Source organism: bacterium (assembly GCA_022616075.1).
GTDB lineage: Bacteria > Acidobacteriota > HRBIN11 > JAKEFK01 > JAKEFK01 > JAKEFK01.
Window position 1 is genome coordinate 1 of sequence record JAKEFK010000019.1, and the last position, 17,107, is coordinate 17,107.

Annotated in this window: 15 protein-coding genes; 3 read left to right on the plus strand and 12 right to left on the minus strand. The window is 48.9% G+C overall.

All coding sequences use genetic code 11. From position 1 onward, the window contains the following. Positions 1-210: PilZ domain-containing protein (locus L0156_01410; protein MCI0601651.1), on the plus strand; the 210-nt coding region annotated here is incomplete at its 5' end. Positions 211-273: 63 nt separating this feature from the next. On the opposite strand, the gene L0156_01415 is transcribed toward L0156_01410, so the two are convergent. From L0156_01415 to kdsB, 5 genes are all read right to left on the minus strand, one after another. After that, positions 274-798, minus strand: coding sequence for an HAD hydrolase family protein (locus L0156_01415; protein MCI0601652.1), 525 nt, complete (start codon positions 796-798; stop codon positions 274-276). A 3-nt stretch (positions 799-801) separates the two neighbouring features. Next, positions 802-1,758 carry a KpsF/GutQ family sugar-phosphate isomerase gene (locus L0156_01420; GenBank protein ID MCI0601653.1) on the minus strand — a complete coding sequence of 319 codons (957 nt, stop codon included), beginning with the start codon at positions 1,756-1,758 and terminating at the stop codon, positions 802-804. After that, entirely contained in the window at positions 1,755-2,579 is an 825-nt protein-coding gene (gene kdsA, locus L0156_01425; protein ID MCI0601654.1) for a 3-deoxy-8-phosphooctulonate synthase, read from the minus strand. Before kdsA ends, L0156_01420 begins: the two co-directional genes overlap by 4 nt. Then, positions 2,576-4,210: a CTP synthase gene (locus L0156_01430; protein MCI0601655.1), complete on the minus strand. Its 1,635-nt coding sequence runs from the start codon at positions 4,208-4,210 to the stop codon at positions 2,576-2,578. The genes kdsA and L0156_01430 overlap by 4 nt, the downstream gene beginning before the upstream one ends. Before the next feature lie 78 nt (positions 4,211-4,288). Next, positions 4,289-5,041, minus strand: coding sequence for a 3-deoxy-manno-octulosonate cytidylyltransferase (kdsB, locus tag L0156_01435; protein ID MCI0601656.1), 753 nt, complete (start codon positions 5,039-5,041; stop codon positions 4,289-4,291). Positions 5,042-5,190: 149 nt separating this feature from the next. Between kdsB and L0156_01440 the strand changes: the two genes are divergently transcribed. Together L0156_01440 and L0156_01445 are read left to right on the plus strand one after the other, a co-directional pair. Beyond that, on the plus strand, positions 5,191-5,703 hold the full coding sequence (locus L0156_01440; GenBank protein ID MCI0601657.1) for a MerR family transcriptional regulator: 513 nt from the start codon (positions 5,191-5,193) through the stop codon (positions 5,701-5,703). A gap of 2 nt (positions 5,704-5,705) precedes the next feature. After that, complete coding sequence (locus L0156_01445) at positions 5,706-8,126, plus strand: VIT and VWA domain-containing protein (GenBank protein ID MCI0601658.1); 2,421 nt, start codon at positions 5,706-5,708, stop codon at positions 8,124-8,126. A 78-nt stretch (positions 8,127-8,204) separates the two neighbouring features. On the opposite strand, the gene L0156_01450 is transcribed toward L0156_01445, so the two are convergent. The 7 genes from L0156_01450 to L0156_01480 form a co-directional block, all read right to left on the minus strand. Next, complete coding sequence (locus L0156_01450) at positions 8,205-10,178, minus strand: hypothetical protein (protein ID MCI0601659.1); 1,974 nt, start codon at positions 10,176-10,178, stop codon at positions 8,205-8,207. Between the two features lie 36 nt (positions 10,179-10,214). Next, a complete protein-coding gene (locus L0156_01455; protein ID MCI0601660.1) occupies positions 10,215-11,060 on the minus strand; it encodes an AAA family ATPase in 846 nt (281 codons plus the stop codon). A 153-nt stretch (positions 11,061-11,213) separates the two neighbouring features. Further along, the gene (locus L0156_01460; protein ID MCI0601661.1) at positions 11,214-12,956 is read right to left on the minus strand and encodes a hypothetical protein; all 1,743 of its coding nucleotides are present in this window, start codon (positions 12,954-12,956) and stop codon (positions 11,214-11,216) included. Positions 12,957-12,971: 15 nt separating this feature from the next. After that, entirely contained in the window at positions 12,972-13,700 is a 729-nt protein-coding gene (locus L0156_01465) for a type II secretion system GspH family protein (protein ID MCI0601662.1), read from the minus strand. Next, on the minus strand, positions 13,690-14,091 hold the full coding sequence (locus L0156_01470) for a type II secretion system GspH family protein (protein ID MCI0601663.1): 402 nt from the start codon (positions 14,089-14,091) through the stop codon (positions 13,690-13,692). The genes L0156_01465 and L0156_01470 overlap by 11 nt, the downstream gene beginning before the upstream one ends. Positions 14,092-14,098: 7 nt before the next feature. Beyond that, positions 14,099-14,587: a prepilin-type N-terminal cleavage/methylation domain-containing protein gene (locus L0156_01475; protein ID MCI0601664.1), complete on the minus strand. Its 489-nt coding sequence runs from the start codon at positions 14,585-14,587 to the stop codon at positions 14,099-14,101. A 118-nt stretch (positions 14,588-14,705) separates the two neighbouring features. Then, positions 14,706-17,105 carry a cohesin domain-containing protein gene (locus tag L0156_01480; protein MCI0601665.1) on the minus strand — a complete coding sequence of 800 codons (2,400 nt, stop codon included), beginning with the start codon at positions 17,103-17,105 and terminating at the stop codon, positions 14,706-14,708. Positions 17,106-17,107: the final 2 nt, after the last annotated feature.

Below are 17,107 nucleotides of genomic sequence, written 5' to 3' on the forward strand. Positions count from 1 at the left end.
AAACGAAAATGGAGTCTGGAAGATGAAAACATGCAGCTTCGCATTTATTTGCCGATTTCAGCTGCGCCTCTGATATGCCCTGCGCGGGTTCGCTGGGTGAAAGAAGACGGAAGTTCCTCCGCTATGGGTCTGGAAATGTACCTGACTCAGACTCTGAAGAGGGAACTCAACAAGTGGCTTAAGCAAAATGAGAAGAAGCAGCTCAAGTAAGCAGAGTAGCGCGGACGTCCCGTCTGCGAAGCTCCCGCCGGCGAGACGCCCGCGCTACTTTGTTTACAAAAACTGCTCCAGAATTTTTTCCTCTTTCCCCTGGGCGGCCAGCAAAAAATCCGTTAACTCGCGAACCGCGCCCTCTCCACCTGCTTTGCTCAATTGCAGGTCCACTCGACTCTTCACATGGTGGTGCGCGTTTTGCGGCGCAACGGAGAGACCGACTCTTAGCAAAACCGGTAGATCCGGAAGATCGTCTCCTGCGTAGGCAATCTCCTCGGGAGAGAGTCCGTATTTTCGCATGATTTCAGCCAGCACCGGCAGCTTATCCATCGTGTCCATGTACAAATCTTCTATCTTCAATTCATCGCAACGCATCCTCAACGATGGTGAAGAGCGTCCGCTGATGATTCCAATTCGAATTCCGGCTTTCATCGCGCAAACCATTCCAAATCCATCATGAATGGAAAAATGTTTTAGCTCCTCTCCTTGCGGTGTGAGCAGAACCTGCCCACTGGTCATTACCCCGTCCACATCGAGCAACAACATTTTGATTTTGCGGGCCTTTTCCACTAATGGATTATTCATGGGTCAAAACATTTCCGTTTGCCACAAATCATGAATGTGAAGGATGCCCTTCATTTTTTTATGTTCGTCCAGAACGATCAGAGAAGTAATTCGCATCTGTTCCATCAGATTCAAAGCTTTCGTGGCAAGCTCCTGGTCCGGAATCGTTTTCGGATTGGCAGTCATGCAATCCGCCGCGGTGCGCTGAAGCAAGCGGTCATCTTTCTCCAGATGCCTTCTGAGATCACCATCAGAAATGACTCCGATCACACGCTCCTCCGCGTCCAAAACGCTGGTGATTCCTATGCCTTTCCGCGACATTTCGTAGATCACATCCTTCATCGGAGTATCCCCATGCACTTTAGGTATGCGATCTCCCGTTCGCATAAGATCGCTCACTTTCAGCAGTTTTTTACCCAGCTTTCCGCCTGGATGCAATCGCGCAAAATCTTCAGGCTGGAATCCGCGTTTTTCCATCAGACACATCGCCAAGGCATCACCCATCGCCAGCGCAGCAGTTGTGGAGGCCGTGGGAACAAGATTCAAAGGACACGCTTCCTCCGAAACAGACACATCGATGACGATGTCGCTGTGCTTCGCAAGAGTGGATTCCATACTTCCTGTAAGAGAAATCAGCGGCACACCGACTCTTTTGACCCATTCGAGCAACGGGAGCAGTTCTCCTGTTTCTCCGCTGTTTGAAATTGCAATCAGAACATCTCCCGGAACGATCATTCCCAGATCGCCATGAATCGCTTCTGCGGGATGTATGAAAAGAGAGGGAATGCCTGTGCTGGAAAAAGTTGCAGCAATTTTTTTGCAGATGATTCCGGATTTTCCCATTCCCGTTAATACCACCCGTCCTTTGCATCCGTCCAACAGCATCACCGCTTTCTCGAAACGGTAGTCAACACGGTCTATCAACCCGGCGATTGCGTTTGCTTCGCTTTCGAGAACACGACGCGCAGTTTCGTGAATCAAGTTTCCTTCACAATACGGTCCAGCCGGATCAGTTTCTCTAGCAGTGGCTCCAGCTGATCAAGGGGACAAGCGCTCGGGCCATCCGAAAGAGCCTGTTCCGGCCGGTCGTGAACCTCCATAAAGAGACCGTGAACGCCGACGCTCACCGCTGCCCGGGCCAGAGGCGCGATGAATTCTCGCTGTCCACCTGAATGATTCCCTTCCCCGGCTGGCAATTGCACACTGTGCGTTGCATCAAAAACAACACCACAGTCCATCTGCTTCATGATTTGCAGCGAACGAAAATCCACTACGAGATTGTTGTAGCCAAAAGAAAATCCACGTTCCGTCAGCAAAATCCTGTCGTTTCCCGTGCTCGTTATTTTTTGCACAGCATTCTTCATGTCCCAGGGAGCCATGAATTGTCCCTTTTTTACGTTCACCACCCGGCCTGTTCTCCCGGCTGACAGTAATAAGTCCGTTTGACGGCACAAAAAAGCCGGGATCTGCAAAATATCTACGACCGGCGCAAGCAGATCAGCCTGCTCCGGAGTGTGGATGTCGGTAAGAATCGGAATGCTGTAGTTTTTCTTCAGCTCACCAAACAGCGATGCGCCTTCACGAGGTCCAGGCCCGCGAAATGATTCAAGCGAAGATCTGTTTGCTTTGTCGAAAGAAGCTTTAAAAACGAAGGGAACCTTCAAACGTCCGCAAATCTTCGAGATCTGTCCGCACATCAAATCGATGTGCTTAAAACTCTCAATGACACACGGACCACCGATAAAAAAGAATGGCGCAGAGTTGCGGACTTCGATTCCATCCGCGATCAAAAATGGTTTCATTGCACTTCTTGCAGCAACATCCTCGGCTCGCGCTTTTTCAGCCGATTCGCGAGCGATGCAGCTATGAATGATTGGAATAGCGGGTGTGGCACTGTCGGTTTCGATTTATATTCAGGATGAAACTGGCAGCCCACAAACCATGGATGATCCTTGATTTCTATCATTTCTACAAATGTTTTATCGGGCGAATAACCGGAAAAAACCATTCCCAGTTCGCTGAGCCGGGCTTCAAATTCTCGATTGAATTCATAGCGATGTCTGTGCCGTTCCGAAATCTCTGTTGAGCCATAAATCTTAGCAGCCAGCGTGTCTTGTCCCAGCACACAGGGATACGCTCCGAGCCTCATCGTGCCGCCCATGTTCGTGACGCCTTTGAGATCGTGCAGCATCACAAAGATCTTGTTCAAGGTTTCCTGATTAAACTCTGTGCTGTCCGCATCCGCGTATCCCGCAAGGTTTCGCGCAAACTCGATCAGCGCAGTTTGCATGCCAAGACAAATTCCAAAGTAGGGAACTTTGCTTTCGCGCGCATACTGGATTGCATGAATCATTCCTGGAATTCCGCGGAGGCCAAAACCACCGGGAACCAGAAGGCCATCCACGTGACCTAACTTTTCGTGGGCATTGGAAGGCTCGATCTTCTCAGCCTCAATCCACTCAATTTTTACTCGCGCTTCATTTGCAGACCCGCCATGATAAAGAGCTTCATATAAACTCTTGTAGGAATCTTCCAGCTCGACATACTTTCCAACCACGCCAATCAATACTTCATGCTTCGGATTCTTGATCCGTTCCACTAGTTTTTCCCATTCTTCGAGGTGAACATCTGTTTCAGGTAAACGAAGCAACTTTAGAATTACGCGATCCAGATTCTCCTGCTTAAACACGAGAGGCACTTCATAAATTGTCGAAACGTCTTTCGCTGTTATGACGGCTTCGGGAACCACGTTGCTGAACAAGGAAATCTTGTTTTTAATTGCCGGCGGAAGGAAACGATCCGTGCGGCACAACAGAATATCGGGCTGAAGACCGATTTCGCGAAGTTCTTTCACGCTGTGCTGGGTCGGCTTCGTCTTCAACTCACCCGCCGTAGCAATATACGGAACCAGAGTCAAATGAACAAAAATGGCATTATCACGGCCGACATCAAGCCGGAACTGGCGGATCGCTTCCAGAAATGGAAGACTTTCAATGTCCCCAACTGTTCCGCCTATTTCCACAATTACAATGTCAACACCCTTGCTGATTCGATGAATAGCCGATTTAATCTCATCTGTGATGTGCGGGATTACCTGGACTGTTTTCCCAAGATAATCTCCCCGTCTTTCTTTGTTAATAACGGATTCATAGATCTGACCGGTTGTATAGTTATTTAATCTTCCAATTTTCGCCGAAGTAAATCGTTCATAATGCCCGAGGTCCAGATCTGTTTCTGCGCCATCGTCCGTTACGAAAACCTCCCCATGCTGAAACGGACTCATCGTGCCCGGATCAACGTTGATGTAAGGATCAAATTTCAACATGTTAACCTTATATCCGCGCGCTTCCATCAACATTCCAATGGACGCTGACGCAAGCCCCTTCCCCAAAGCTGAAACCACACCGCCTGTAACAAAGATGTACCTAGTCATTTCCTTTCATCTCCTCTTTCTTAATCATAATCGTGATCTTGATCGTGATCGAATCGTGCTCGTGAATCTTTATCGATCTTATGCATCTAGTATTTTCTCGTTCCCTTCCACAAGTTTTCTGATTCGTTGCAGATCCTCAGGCGTATCTACTCCAAAGACATGAGTCCCGGTGAGTCCTACTTTAATCCTTGCACCATGTTCCAGGGCTCGCAACTGTTCAAGATCTTCCAGCTTCTCCAGCATGGAGGGACCCCACTGCGTGAACTGGATCAAAAAATCACGGCGATACGCGTAAAGACCAACGTGTCTGTAAAAATGCCCGGGAACGTCCTCTTCTTTTTCTAAATAAGGGATGGGCGCCCTTGAAAAATAGAGAGCATATCCCTTTTCATCCGTTACGACCTTCACCACGTTCGGATTCACCAGATCCTCGACGTTGGATACAGGCGCTTTCAATGTTGCCATATCCGCCGAAGAATCCTCCTCTAAGAGACCCACCGTCTGATCAATCGACCGAAAATCAATGAGCGGCTCATCTCCCTGAATATTCACCACGATATCGGCAGCCATACTCTGAATCGCTTCCGCAATTCGATCGGTTCCAGATCGATGCTCACTGCCCGTTAATACGACTTCCGCGCCAAACCCGAGCGCAGCTTTATGTATGCGCTCATCGTCAGTCGCAATCAACACCCGGTCTAAACTACGAGCGCGGCAGGAACGATGGTAAACGTGATAAAGGAGAGGCTTCCCCTGTAGATCCGCCAGCGCTTTCCCTGGCAGACGGCTGGATCCATACCTTGCCGGTATTACACCCACTACAAAAGGCATCCTACAAACACAAAGCTTAGTGTACTTGAAAAAGGTTCAAGGGTTCAAGCGTTCAAAAGTTCCAGGGGGTAAAACTTTGGGCGAGCACTCGCGTTTAAGAATATGAAAAACACCTTGACAGTATTACAGTATTTATATATATTACTGTCATGATCAAGGTGGAACGTTACACGCTGGAGATGTTGTCCCGAAAAATGGTTGAGTTTTTGAAGGAATACGACTTATTGGACGCTCAGCAGGACGGCAGGGTCTCATCGGTGCCGGACAGCAGGACCGTTCGATATTACACAACACTTGGATTGCTGGACCGGCCTTTCCTGGAAGGCCGCGAGGCACGATATGGTCGCCGGCACATCCTCCAGTTGCTTGCCATTAAAGCTTTGCAGGGGAATCAGATTCCTCTTTCCGAAATCCAGGCACGGCTTTACGGAAAGACAGAGCGCGAACTGGAGTCGCTGCTGGCTAGTTTTGCTAAACAGAAAAAGCGGGTTTCAGAAATCAAGCGGCCATTGGTCTGGCGCGAGATCATCATCGAACCCGGGTTGAAAGTTCTTACAGAAGAAAGCTGGTCACCAGTTTTAACGCAGTCTCAGATTGAGGAACGCATTCATGATGCGCTAAAAATCCTCCTTCAATATGCCGACAAAAAAATGGAGACATGAATATGAATAACGTACAAACAAAATCTCTTCCCTTGATTGAAACTGAACGTGGCGCTCATTCACCAGGCATGGGGACGCTAACGGTCACTATCGAAAAACAATGTATCGCCTTACCTCTAAAAAAGTTGGCGATCCAGGCCTCTGTTGCGGATTTTGTTTCTGAAGTAACAATGCGACAAACGTTTCAAAATCCTTATGCAGAACAACTGGAAGCCGTTTACATCTTCCCGCTCGCCGGTTCTGCTGCAATCCATCGCTTTGACCTGAAGGTTGGCGCCAGAACGATCCGTGGAATTGTAAAGGAACGGGAAGAGGCCCGGCGCGATTACGAGCGCGCACTCGATCAGGGAAAACGTACCGGCTTGCTGGAAAAGGAAAGAGATGATGTTTTCACAATAAAGGTTGGGAATCTCCCTCCGGGCGAAGAAATCGAGGTGATGCTCACTTATTCTGAATCCCTTCCTTTCCAGGACAACGGCGCGACCGAGTTGAGACTTCCGCTGGTTGTCGCGCCCCGTTATATTCCAGGTGATCCGCTCACGCGTGGCGAGGTTGGAGACGGCGTGGAAAATGATACAGATGTTGTGCCGGATGGATCTCGAATTACTCCTCCGCGATTGGCCGGCTTAAATCCCGTGATTTCGTTGAGCATTTCCGTGGATATTCTCAATCTGCCTTCTGCCGGTGTTGCGGATTTTTGCTGCTCACAACACGCGGTACGAACGCAATCAGAAAATGGTATCTGTCACCTTTCTCTTTCGCAGGAAGATGAGCTGCTGGATCGTGATTTTGTTCTGCGATGGCGGGTTGTCAGCGAAAGAATTCAGTCCTCATTGCTCATGCATCAGGAGGAAGATGGTGGCAGCATTGGAATGCTTTCGATTGTTCCCCCACGACAAGAGGTTCCGCAAGCTCCTCGTGATGTGGTGTTTCTTCTGGACCGTTCCGGATCGATGGAAGGAGTCAAGATGGTTTCTGCAGCCCGCGCTTGCATAGCGCTTCTTGCTTCACTGAACCCAGGAGACAGATTTTGCATCCTCGCCTTTGACAATGAAGTCGAATGGTTTCCAGGTGAAAGAGGCTTTGTTGCTGCCGATGAAGCGGGACGCGAAAGAGGACAAAGGTACTTGCACTCGATCCGCGCTCGCGGCGGAACAGAAATGTTCAACGCTTTTACCTGCGCGCTGCAAGCGGTGCAAGCCCGCGCTGATTCCGAGAAACGTGTTTCTCATTTTGTATTGATCACGGACGGTCAGGTTGGTGATGAATCTCGCATGCTACAGCGGATGCAATCAGAGTTACGTGGCACGCGCGTTTTTACGGTTGGAGTTGATACGGCGGTAAATCAGGCTTTCTTACAAAGACTCGCAGCTCTTGGAGGAGGCACTTCCAGTTTCGTTGAGCCGGGCGTTCAGGTGGAAGAAGCCTTGCAGCACATCGCAAGAGATATCGGAACGCCTGTGGTTACGGATTTGAAAATGGAAGAAATCGGTTGCGGGTTGGACCGCGATTCCATAACACCGGAAAGACTCCCTGATCTTTTTTCCGGCAGGCCGGTCATTGTCTTTTTTCGTTTGAAGACAGTGGGTAAGATCCGCATCAACGGCGTTTGTCCGGACGGGAGCGTTTTCCAGCAGCTTGTTGAAGCGCATAGTGTGCCGTTGAACGCTTTGCCAAAGCTGTGGGCCAGATCACGGGTCATGGATCTGGAAGATAGATTTCGAATTGATCGTGATCGCCAATCGGAATGGAAACAAAAGATCATTGAGTTGGCGCTGAAGTACTCACTTCTCACGCGGTTTACGGCTTTTGTTGTAATCGATGAAACTGAAATCGTGAATGCGGACGGAAGCAGGAGAAAAGTCGTTCAACCGGTTCACATGCCGGCACGGTGGGAAATGGATGCCGACATGGCGCACCAGGCTCCCGCTTCAGGAGCGTTCCTGTGTATGCAAGCTTCTCCTCCTCCAGTGCTTCGAAGCGCTTCGGCTCCAGCCGAGTGGTGGGAATCAGCCACTGATAAACTCGGCTCGCTGATTCAGGAACGCAAAAGGAAGAAGAATGAACGCCGAAAAAGCCGGGGCCTTATGAAGGAGCTCGATGCTTTCACTGACGTCATCCAACAATTCACAGCAGAAATTGATGCCGGCATCATTCCCTCATCAGAAAAGTTGGAACGGGCACGAACGAAATTGATGCAAGCACTTCTTGCAGCAAACCTGGATCTCGAGCTGGCACGTTTGGTCGAATTCTTGAGGCGGGAGGCAAGGGAATTGGTTCGCGCATTAAGCAATCCTTCTATTTCGCCGGCGATGCTCAAGCCCATCTTTGAAAAGAACGGTAAGCTTTTTCAGGAAGTGCGCCAAGAGTCGCTTAAAAAACTCGGTGCACCGGCGGATCGATTCTGGGAGAAAAGTATTTAAACAAAGTAGCGCAGACGTCCCGTCTGCGTCAGCCTCAGGCAAGACGCCTGAGCTACTTTGTTAAGAGTGTTTAAACTCTTACCAGATGTAGCCCTTCGCATGTTCGCGGACAGATTTATCGGCAAGAATATGAAAAGTGCGAATCTTCTGGAGCATTACAGGAGAGAGTTGAGAAAGAGGAACGTATAAAATTCGTTTGCCGTAACGGCCGGCGATTGTTTGAAATGCGGGCCGTGGCGGCTTCGGCGCGGCGTACAGCACGAAACGTTCGAGTCCATAATCGATTCCCGCCAGAAGCAAACGCTCCGCGCAGTTAGCGGCATAGCGATAGGCAGGATCATGAAAAACATCAAAGAGCCTTCCGGGAGGCATTGTCATTAAGAACCCGCCATAAATGGATTTCTGAATACCCGGACCCACTGTTCGTTCTTGCGGATTCGTGGCGTAAAAGGCCATGTCCGATTCCTGATGATGTTCTCCCAGCCAGGTAACCGTGTACGGATACTTGCTCTCATCCTCATCGTAAATCACAACAAGCGCATCAACGGAACCCTTCACAGTCATGTTTTCTTGAACAAATATCTTTCCTGTATGCCAGTTACGAATTGTTTCTCTTAAATCGATTCCATCCAGCAGAGATGTTTCGAACGGACGAATCCTTTTTCGCTCCTCGCTGAGTATACTTTTTCCTTTGCTCCTGAGATAGCGTCCGTAGTCTTCAATCACTATGTCTTCAGGCTGGTAAGAACAAATGCTGAAAGGTGAAAAAGAAAATTTCTCTTTTGGTTTCCTCTGCTTTTCATTTCGTTTCAAAAAACGGGGTAAGGAGGAACGAGGTTTCAAGGGAGCGTGCGGGTTCATCCGAACTTTTTGGACCAGTGGAAAAATATCACCGGCGCGTAATTCGATGATTTCAAGGTCAGACGGACCATGTTGTGCAGGATAATACGTTCCGATTTCCCACATGCGATAACAAAAATGCGAGCTCACACAGCTTCGTCCTGCCGTCAGCAGCTCGAAAAAATCGGGCAGAAGCATGCTTTTGACGTTTGCATACTTTCTGGAAAAATTGCCGAGCATCAAGAGTTGTTGAGGGTTGATCCGGTCCCCGATTTCTTGCTCGTAATAACTGCGGCAGGCAAACAAGTAGCGTGTTTGTATTTCCTGTCTGTCAGGGGAGCTGGATCCGGCCACTTCAAAATGCGCGCGTTTGGCAAACGCTTCCAGGTTCTCCAGTTTCTTTCCCTGGATCACCTGAAGTGGCCCGGATTCGACCGCAACCGGTTCTTTACTTTCCGATGTAGTTGAGGATCCGGATCTCTGCTGCTCATAAATAGCTGTGAAAAAGGGGAAGCAACCCATGATCTCTCCCAGTGAAGAAGAGCTCAAATGGTACAGCTTCGCCTGCACGGGATGTTCAAAGGGCTGCGGCTGGCGAATAGAAAGTTGATGCTTCAATCTTTGCAAATGCGAAATCCCGCATACAACCAGAATTGGTCCTTCGTGTAAGGGCAGGACTTGTCCCTGCCCTTCATCTGCGGGGCGACCATAAAGGTCGCCCCTACCAGAGACGATCTGCTGCAGATGAAAGGCCATTGCACTTTCCCGCATTTCATCCTGTTCGGCAACAAATTGCGGGCCATGTGAAAAGACTTCCTCACAGTACTTTTTATGACCGATCCTGGAAAGTGCATACGTATCGGGCAGTGGATCAAAAACTTGCGGGTAGTCGCCCAATGTTAAGTCGATACAGTGAACGGGTAGATCGTTCTCTTTTGCCAATCGTGCGGTTTCTACAAACGGATCGACCGGCTCAATCCTGATGTAATTGCGTACAGTTCCACCGTAAAGAAGAATGGAAATTTTGGGTAATCTTTCGATTCCGCGCAGGATCAAGTTTTGAAGCTGAGATGGATATTCCAATGCTACAGCTTTTGGCCGAATCGTCCGAAACGCCTGAGCTGCAGCGAGTGTGAATTCATAGGAATGGTGAACAACGGGAAGAATGAAAAATGAGTCGATTTGTTCGAAATGCAAATCCTGCGAAGTCATTTTCTTTTTGCGGGCGAGACGCCCGCACTACTTTGTTTAATCGGTGTAGCGCAGGGCCGATTCTCCAAGCACTTTCAACATTGCTTCGCGCATTAGTCCGCTTAGTTCAAGGGGCCCCAGGCTCAACCGCTTCGCGACATATCTGCCGATATTAATTCCATCCCGCACTGTAAAAGGTTCCTCAGCCATGTGGCAGCGTTCCAGAAAGTCGGCTATGTAGCTCAGAATCTTCTCATCAACAAACGGAAGATTCTCCCGCAAAATGGCCAGTTCTTCGTCTTTTTCCGGAAAATCGATGAAGATTTGGGGCTGCAACCGGGAATGAATGTACTCCGGTATTTCAAAAGTGCTGGCATCGTCGTTCATGGTTGCAACGATCCGAAAGTCCGGATGCGCTTTTACTTTGACACCAGCGACAATCGATTCAATATACCGGCGGGTATCCAATAGCGGGGCCAAGGAAGCCCAGGATTTCTCGGACATTCGATTTCCTTCATCCACAATGGCGACTCCGCCCACAATCATTGCTGTCACAATCGGGCTCGCAACGTATTGAATCTTCCGTTCATCGGCGATGACAGGAGTGATCAACAAGTCCTCAGGACGCGTATCCATCGTTGCCTGAAAAATGTAAACTTCCCGGCCGAGCATTTTTGCTGCTGAGTAAGCGAGAGTTGTTTTCCCCACTCCCGGTTTTCCGATAATTCGCGGAGAAAGTGGAATATCGCGCTCATCGATCAGGCGCCAGCACGCATGAAGTTGAAGGATGAGCTCCGGCTGACCGATCCATCGCATCGAGAGTTCATCCGGATGAGCGAGAAAAACAGGGATCGATTCGATTTCAACTTTGCGTCGCAAACCGGGCTGAGGGTTTTTGTTCATGAGTTCTAATCGTGGATCTTAATCGTAATCTTAATCGTAATCTTAATCATGATCTTAATCATGATCACGGATCAAAATCATAGATAAAGTTCATGATTGTGATTACGATTTCCGATCATGATTACGATCAAGATCACGATCCACGATTATGTATTATAAATAGGATGCGGCCAGCGCGCGAGTTTCAGGATTCTGATCGGATTGCGCAGTTCTCTGAAGCACGCTTCGGGTCTGTTCACGCGCGAGTTCTCCAAGAATTCTGACGGCCGCATTCCTTTCCGCTGTTTCAGCTTTCGAAGAAGCTTTGCGGTCCAGTAACATTGCCGCAGGAGCGACAGCATCTAAAACGCGCAGTTTTAGTAAAGCCTGCCAGCAAGCTGTACGTAAATCCAATTCACCCGCTTCTATGGTTGTCACGGTCTTTAATAGAGCTGGAACGGCTTCCACATTTGCTTGCATCGTGACAAGATGAACCGCCTGAATCCGCACATTTTTATCGGGATGTTCCATCAACAACAAACTGAGTGGCGATTTTGCTGTTCCCTTGTACAAAACTTTCAGGAGCTCTTTGGAAACGCGCGGTTCGGGATGCATGGCAGCTACGCGAAAAAAGTCGGGTAGCTCCGTGTAGGGGATTTTACTGAAGATAGTTACCATGTTTCGAACCACGTACCAGCGCGGATCCGACATCCTTTTTTCTAATTCGATCAAAACCACATCGGGTCTGAACATTGTGACAAAACCAATTAAGCGCGAACGTACTTTCTGATCTTCTTCGTCCGCCAGTACTTCAACCAGATACGAAATCCCCTTCTCTGCAGCAATTTTGAATCCTTCAAGAACCACTTCCACGCCGTTCCAGCCTCCACGCAAATGTTCAATGAACGCTCCCGCGATCTTGATCCACGCGTCGGCGAATTCCTGTCTGACAGAATCATGATGCTCCGTCTGAATCCGAATTGTTGAAAGCACATCCTGGCAGCCTGGCCAGTTTTTCGATTCGTAGCTTTTTACGAACATTGCAACCAGGAAGGGTATGTAGAATTGCAAAACCGTTTCAGAAGCTTCCTTGCGATAATACGTGCTGATTAAGAAGGAGAGAGAAAACTCTACGTTCTTCCATTTTTCGTTCCGTGATAAAGCCCGTATGATTGCAGGCAGACTTTCGATCACAGCTTTCTTCTGGTCCGGCTGTCCGCTGCCCAGACAGGAAAATGCCTTCTTAGACAAATGGTCCGCTTCCTGAAGTTTCCCTTGATTGATCAGCTCATGCAGAGATTCAGGAATTTTTTCAATATCGGCAGCCGCCAATGTTTCTTTTTTTAAGAGCTCTTCCGAGATGGATGGGGGTGTCACAACGGGCAACTCCGGAACAATCTCAATCAGCGATTCCTGGTTCACGGTTTCGGCGGTGGCCGTCTCTTCAATCTGAGGCGCTGCCGGTTCCTCTGAACCACCCTGATGAGAGTACTCTTCGGTGTACAAATCCAGATTTGCTTGAATCGTCTGAATTCCTGAATCAGCAACAATCTTTTCAAACCCGCCCAGATCTCTAATCCGCTGGGGCCATAGGATGAGCGATTGTAACAACCATATCATTTCCTCCATTTTCAAGCCGCGGAGAATCCTCAAATTGTAAATATTTCGCTCCACCAATTCGTGGGCGAGACGATCCAGAACCATATTTCCTTTTTCGACAATTTCTCCCTCAACCAGCAATTGACCGTCAAGCACGCTTACAGTTACGCACGGTCTATTTTCCAGAAGCGTAAGAACCGATTGATACGTTTCCTGAACGGTCCTTTTCGTGGTCGGATGGCTTTCGGAATACATTTGCAAAGCCTTACTACCGCGTTCGAGATTTTTTGCGAAGTCTGAAAAGGACCGATCGGCCATCCTTATCGATCAACCTCAATTTGAATCTTTATCATTGGCGGGCTTTGTCTGAGTGGGAGGCTTTTTCCCTCCTTTATCAGGCACTTTCGGCCCTTTGGGTTGTTGCGGTTGCTGCGGCTCTTGTTGAGGAACGTACGCAAATAACCATTTGTCGTACGTGCTTTGACCATTATAAATGCGAAGGCTCTCTTTCTTACTCTGGCTCACCACTCCGACTACGGGACCTATGCTAATCTCCTTCCCATCCTGCGTTGTTTCCTTCGAATCTCCCTCTTTGTCGGGATTTCGAAGTCCCGGAATCACACCTTCTTCGCGCTTTTCTTGTTTTTTCTCGCGGTCTTTTCCCTCTTCTCCCGGTTTTTTTGATCCCGGCTGGTTGATGAACCCGGCCTCTCCTGTTTCTACCAGCGAATCAGGATGAAGAATCTTCCATTCGCCTTTCTCTGTCATTGGATCTTTGTATAGCTTGCGGATGAATTTCATTTTATACAAAGTTTCCAGATCAGGGGGAAAAGAATGGAATTTTGTATGATAACGCCCAATTGCTTCCGTGTATTCCTTGCCGCGAAAAATCAGTTCTTCCTCATTCTCCCGTTGTTTGATTCGCTCCCATACGGGCAGGGACATTGCCATCATGATGGACATGATTCCGATGAGAACCATCACGCCTGCAAGCGTATAACCGTCTTCGAATCTTCCATTTTTTTGCAGGCGAGACGCCCGCACTACGGGATCACAATTCATTGTATGGTTCGCCATCCAATGTGGTTCCTTCCGCTCCACTTTGAACATCCCAAATGCCGGGTTGAGCCGCGGGGTCAGGATTGTCACCCAGGTCCTCTGGAACTTCGATCCACGTGCTGCTGCTTTTCGTGATCGGATCCAACGGCATTTCGCGCAAATAATGTTCTTGCACAAGCGTCTCTAAAGTGGCCGGGTATTTGCCTTTATCGTGATGATACTGATCAATTGTCTCACGCAGGCGAAAAAGGTTTTCTTTAAGAACCGCTTCTCTTGCCCTTTGTTGCGCATCCCTCATTCTCGGAAGCGCTACGGAAACCAGCAGACCAATAATGGTAAGGACTATGAGAAGTTCAATCAAAGTATAACCGTTCTGTTTTCTATCGGTGTTCATAAAACTTTCACCATTCATCATAATATGTAACTCCATCCAGTGAGAGCACGTGGGATTTGCAGTAAACGTCCCAGACGTTTTCACCTCCCCACATTCTGTCCTCCGGTTCATCCTGTGACGACCGCAAGCCCCATTCGTAACTGTTCGTGATTGGATCGATTGGGATTCTGCGCAAGAACCGGAGTTTCTTGCCTTTCACATCACCTATCATTGTTTCGCCATCTACCAGGTTTTCCAGTGTTGGGGGCCAACCGTCTGTTCCAAATTTGGTCTGGATCTTTGGAGTAGTGCCAGGCGTTGTAGGAGCAGCCGCTTCATGATAAGCATCGATCGCATCCCTCATCATTCGCAAATTGCGTTTTAATTCCACTTCACGCTGTCTTCTTATGGAGAACTTTGCGACAGGCAAAACGATGGCTGAAAGAACCAGGATGATTACAACAACGACCATCATCTCAATAAAAGTCAGCCCGCGATGATGTCTAAAAAACTTCATCAAGCAGGACTTCTCCCCCTTATGAAGGGAGAGATTGAGAGGGGGTTGCCTCAATCCCAACCTCCCCCTGCCCCCCTCCTTCATAAGGAGGGGGAAAATCGTTCGCTTGTTCATCAAATCACTCCACGGTTAATGTAAAGGGCACAAACGTCACGGGAATCACAACTGCCTTTTCCGTCCGCAAAACTGCTGAATTGAGTTTGATGGTCGTTTGTCCCGGCTTTATCGGACGGAGCACGATGGTAGCGATGACGCCGGAAGTGGCGTCCGAGGGTACATGAGTAGCATTGATGTTGATTGATCCGCGACCGTTATCAAAGCTTTTTGCAAAAGCGCCGGGAGTCATGAAAGCGCCTTGCACTACGTCTTTCACTTGAATTGCAGAAGGATCGAATTCCAGAAAGAGAAATGCGTTTGCCAGCTGGGCAGCATTTTCCACGCGTAAATTTAGAATCACTTCTTGCTCCACTTTTGGATTCAGATTCAGTGAAAGGAAGGACAGTGTTACCGCGGGAAGTTCCGGCGCCGTTTGTTGAGGCACTGTGGGAACGCGTGGTATGACTTGCGGCGAGGAAGGCTCCGGCTGCTTTTCCGGTGAAACCACAGGAGCTGGAGGTGTGGGACCTGGTTCGGGTGTTACCTCTTCGGTAGCAACGGGGGCGGGGGTCACTTGCTCACCGGGAGATTCAGGAACCTTGCTTTCGGGAATCGCCTGCGGTTCGCTTGTTTCGGGAGCAATAGCCGGTTTCTCTTTTTCCTGCTTGATGATATCTTCAATCGTTTTTTCTTCCTGGCGCTCGGATCGTTCAAAGACAGAAATCGGTGGCGCAGTTTTCAAACGGATGTCATCTTCCGTTCCAATCCAGATAGGCGCCAGATCCTCAGCAGTGATATTTGGTGTACGTAGAATGTGCGGTGTGATTGTGAAAATGATGTCTTTTTCTTGAAGCGTCTTATCGTTGGAAGCAAACAGGTCGCGGAGAATCGGGATCTTGTGAATACCAGGGAGGCCGCGCAGCGATTTGCGCTCATCCCGCCTCAGCAAACCGGCCAACAGGTTCGTCTCTCCATCTTTCAACCGGATTACCGTATTGACGGTACGGTTTCCGATGGTAGGCGGAATGCTCGCGGAACCGAGAGCAGTGATGGAAGTCAATTCAAAACGCATGGTCAAACTGATTTCGCGGTTGTGATGAACGCGTGGTGTTACATCGATGTTGATCCCGACGTCCTGTTGTTGGAATGTGGTTGTCGGAAATGTGGTGATCGCTTGACCTGGTTGAGCAACCGCTGTCTGAATCACGTTGACAGGAATCGGCACGCGATCGCCAAGCCGCACGGTTACCTGCTGGCCTTCCGATGCGCGAATCTGCGGTGTTGCCAGCAGCTTTGTATACTGATCGGTGACAAGCGCCGAATAGATGATGCCCGGAATTGTAAACGTCCAGGAAGCCGCATCGATCCCACGGAATTGATCTCCACGGATAATCCCGGCGCTGTCTGCATCGCCGGTCACATTGAGAACCTGAGTGACGCTGTAAGTAGACAGATTCACGCCGTAATTTAAGGCGCGATCCCGGTCGACTTCCAGAATTTCAATGTTCAGCAAAATTTCGGACCTGGATTTATCGTTCGCTTCAATGATTTTTTGCGCAATGGCGATCTTGTCCGGCGTGTCCCGCAACGTGATTGCATTCAATTGCGGATTGGTGGCAATTCTCTGAATCTGCATGACGCTGCGGATCAGATTCAGGACATCATTTAACTCTGCGTTACTCAAGTAAAAGGTTTGGATCACCTGCTCATCATATTGCCTGCGCTTTTGCGGATTGTCCGGTACAATCAGAATTGTGCTTTGATCGAGTGGTTTGAAATACAGCCGGTTGGCGACCAGGATTTGCTCCAGCGCATTGCGAAACGTGATGTTGTCGAGTGAGACTGAAAATTCCTGATCGCGAAAATCGCTGTCATAGACTATATTGATTCCTGCCAGCGCTCCCAGTGAGTCCAGGATGTGTTTCAGGCTGTCATCGTGAAATTTCAACGACTGGATCGTGGTTTCCGCTTCCGGCCCCAGCACTTTGTAAATCTGTGTCTTCTTTTTTGCTTCCGCTTTGGCCTTTTCAATTTCCGTCAGCTTTTCGATATTCAGCTGTTTCTCATATTCCAGTCGCGCATTTTTTAGCTCATTTGCGATGTACTGATTTGTGGGATCGAAATCCAGAGCCAGCTGATATTCGATCACTGCCTGTTCATAGTTGCCGGTTGTAACAAGCTGTTTCGCTTTTTGAAAGTGAAATTGCGATGCCGCCAGTCTCGCCCTTTCGAAGCCGACGCGGTACTGAGGATTATCCGGCTTCTTGTTGAGCGCTACGATGTATTGCGCCACGGCACGGTCCCATTCCCCTCGTTTGGCCGCCTCTTGTCCTCTTTTGTAAGCCTTTTGAGCCGCGCAGCCGGTCCATAAAAAAGCTGCTGAGAACAAAATGATTAAATATAGGATCCGGTGTATTTTCATTT

Bases quoted from the DNA above. Each gene is read 5' to 3' on its own strand.
- L0156_01415 (MCI0601652.1), bottom strand. From the start codon at position 798: ATGAATAATCCATTAGTGGAAAAGGCCCGCAAAATCAAAATGTTGTTG.
- kdsA (MCI0601654.1), bottom strand. From the start codon at position 2,579: ATGAAACCATTTTTGATCGCGGATGGAATCGAAGTCCGCAACTCTGCG.
- L0156_01430 (MCI0601655.1), bottom strand. From the start codon at position 4,210: ATGACTAGGTACATCTTTGTTACAGGCGGTGTGGTTTCAGCTTTGGGG.
- kdsB (MCI0601656.1), bottom strand. From the start codon at position 5,041: ATGCCTTTTGTAGTGGGTGTAATACCGGCAAGGTATGGATCCAGCCGT.
- L0156_01440 (MCI0601657.1), top strand. From the start codon at position 5,191: ATGATCAAGGTGGAACGTTACACGCTGGAGATGTTGTCCCGAAAAATG.
- L0156_01445 (MCI0601658.1), top strand. From the start codon at position 5,706: ATGAATAACGTACAAACAAAATCTCTTCCCTTGATTGAAACTGAACGT.
- L0156_01450 (MCI0601659.1), bottom strand. From the start codon at position 10,178: ATGACTTCGCAGGATTTGCATTTCGAACAAATCGACTCATTTTTCATT.
- L0156_01455 (MCI0601660.1), bottom strand. From the start codon at position 11,060: ATGAACAAAAACCCTCAGCCCGGTTTGCGACGCAAAGTTGAAATCGAA.
- L0156_01460 (MCI0601661.1), bottom strand. From the start codon at position 12,956: ATGGCCGATCGGTCCTTTTCAGACTTCGCAAAAAATCTCGAACGCGGT.
- L0156_01465 (MCI0601662.1), bottom strand. From the start codon at position 13,700: ATGAATTGTGATCCCGTAGTGCGGGCGTCTCGCCTGCAAAAAAATGGA.
- L0156_01470 (MCI0601663.1), bottom strand. From the start codon at position 14,091: ATGAACACCGATAGAAAACAGAACGGTTATACTTTGATTGAACTTCTC.
- L0156_01475 (MCI0601664.1), bottom strand. From the start codon at position 14,587: ATGAAGTTTTTTAGACATCATCGCGGGCTGACTTTTATTGAGATGATG.
- L0156_01480 (MCI0601665.1), bottom strand. From the start codon at position 17,105: ATGAAAATACACCGGATCCTATATTTAATCATTTTGTTCTCAGCAGCT.